The sequence below is a fragment of the Micromonospora sp. NPDC003776 genome (assembly GCF_053605645.1).
In genome coordinates, this window is sequence record NZ_JBSGJR010000834.1 from 1 (window position 1) to 2,146 (window position 2,146).

Below are 2,146 nucleotides of genomic sequence, written 5' to 3' on the forward strand. Positions count from 1 at the left end.
GCCAGCGCCGGGATGACGCCGGGGGTGGCGGCGACGGCGTCCAGGGTGTCGCGCAGCGCGGCGGCGGCGATCCGGGCCGCCTGCGCCGCGGTCGCCGGCGGGCAGAGCCGGGTCTTCACCGCCCCCGCCACGGGCGCCTTGGCCATCACCAGCAGGACGGTCATCGCCGCCCCTCCACCTGGCGCAGCACGGCGACGAAGTCGCGGGTGGCCCGCAGGGTGCCGCGTACAGAGCCGGAGACCTTGGACCGGGTGCCGGCGGCGCGCGGCGCGTACGCGACGTCCCGCTCGTGGATCCGCCAACCGGCCGCGGCGGCCCGGATCATCAGCTCCAGGGGGTAGCCGAAGGCCCGGTCGGTGACCCCGAGGGCGAGCAGCGCCTCCCGGCGGGCCACCCGGATCGGGCTGAGGTCCCGCAACGGCACCCCCCGCTGCCGCAGCAGCGCGGCGACCAGCGCGGTGCCGGCCCGGGCGTGCCACGGCCAGACCCCGGCGCGTACCGGCCGGCGCCGGCCCACGGACAGGTCGGCGGTGCCGGCCGCCACCGGGGCGACCAGGGCGGGCAGCTCGGCGGGATCGAAGGAGCCGTCGGCGTCGAGGACGCAGACCAGCTCGGTCTCGGCGTGCTCGATCCCGGTGTGCACGGCCGCCCCGTAGCCCCGGCGTGGCTCCCGTACCACCCGGGCGCCGTGCCGGGCGGCCACCTCGGGTGAGCCGTCCCGGGAGCCGTTGTCCACCACGAGGGCCCGGTAGCCGGGCGGCAGCGCGGCCAGCACACCCGGCAGCGCGGCGGCCTCGTCCAGGCACGGCAGCACCACGTCGATCTGTGTCGGCATGCCGTCGACGCTAGGCGGGCCCGCCCCCGCAGGGGCCCCGATCGTGCTTACGGAACCCTTACCGAGCAGGGATTTCTTACCGTCCGGTGACGTGTCGCCGGTTCGCCCGGCGCGGCGCGCGGGCACCCCGTACCGTCCGGTCGTCATGAGACCCGCACCCACCTTGAGCCGGAACCCCGCGCCGGGCCGGGCCGCGTCCCGGGACCGGGGCGACCTGCTCGTGCTGGCGGTCGAGGCGGCGCTGCTTGCCGCCGCGGTCGTGGTCGGGCTGGTGCTGAACCGGCGGGGCGTGGGCCTGCACGCGGACGCCGCCCCGCTCTACGCCACCTGGCGCCCGCACCTCGGCTGGGGGACCGCGCCGGCGGTGCTGGTCGCCGCCGCCGTGCTGGGGCCCGGGCTGCGCTGGGCGCGGACGGCCCGGTGGGGGCCGCTGCTGGCCGCCGGCTGGCTGGCGGCGGTCGCCTGGACGCTGGCCCTGGCGCTGGTGGACGGGTGGTCGGCCGGGCTGACCCGGCGGCTCACCCCGCAGGCGGAGTACCTGCACGAGGTGCCCGGGGTGGTCGACATCCCCCGGATGCTGGCCGCCTTCACCGACCGGATCCTGGACTTCCAGCCCGACTCGTGGTCCACCCACACCGCCGGCCACCCGCCGGGCGCGCTGCTGGTCTTCGTCTGGCTGGACCGGGTCGGGCTGGGCGGCGGTACCGCCGCGGCGCTGTGCTGCGTGCTGGTCGGCGCGACCGCCGCCGTGTCGGTCCCGGTGACCCTGCGGGCGCTGGGGGCCGCCGACGCCGCCCGGGCGGTGCTGCCGTTCCTGGTGCTGCTGCCGGGCGCGGTCTGGCTGGGCGCCTCCGGCGATGCCGTCTTCACCGGCGTGGTCGCCGCCGGGCTCGCCCTGCTGACGGTCCGCGGGCCGGTCGCCGCGCTGGGCGGGGGGCTGCTGCTCGGTTTCGCGCTGTACCTGTCGTACGGGTTCGTGCTGGTGGCCGTGCTGGCGCTGGCCGTGGTGGCGCTGCGCCGGGACCGCCGGCCGGCCGTGCTGCTCGCCGGGACGGCGGGCGTCGCCGTGGTGACCGCGCTCTTCGTGCTGGCCGGCTTCCGCTGGTGGGAGGGGTACGCGCGGGTCGTCGAGCGCTACTACCAGGGCTGGGCGGCCGACCGCCCGTACGGCTACTGGGTCTGGGCCAATCTGGCGGCGCTGCTGCTCTCCGCCGGGCCGGTGCTCGGGCCGGCGCTGCGCCGGACGGCGCTCGCGGGCCGGGCCGCCTGGCGGTCGCCGGGCTGCCCGGCGGTGGCGGGGCCCGGAGTGGG

Annotated in this window: 2 protein-coding genes and 1 pseudogene; 1 reads left to right on the top strand and 2 read right to left on the bottom strand. The window is 78.7% G+C overall.

The window, feature by feature from the left end:
- Nucleotides 1-164: pseudogene (locus tag ACWEVO_RS35480) on the bottom strand (glycosyltransferase); the annotation flags it as partial.
- Nucleotides 161-835 (bottom strand): glycosyltransferase family 2 protein, encoded by a 675-nt coding sequence (locus ACWEVO_RS35485; RefSeq protein ID WP_452311777.1) that lies wholly within the window; start codon nucleotides 833-835, stop codon nucleotides 161-163. The gene ACWEVO_RS35485 and the pseudogene ACWEVO_RS35480, both read right to left, overlap by 4 nt.
- 145 nt (nucleotides 836-980) lie before the next feature.
- Between ACWEVO_RS35485 and ACWEVO_RS35490 the strand changes: the two genes are divergently transcribed.
- Nucleotides 981-2,146, top strand: a 1,166-nt coding sequence (locus tag ACWEVO_RS35490) for a hypothetical protein (RefSeq protein WP_452311778.1), incomplete at its 3' end; no start/stop codon positions are given.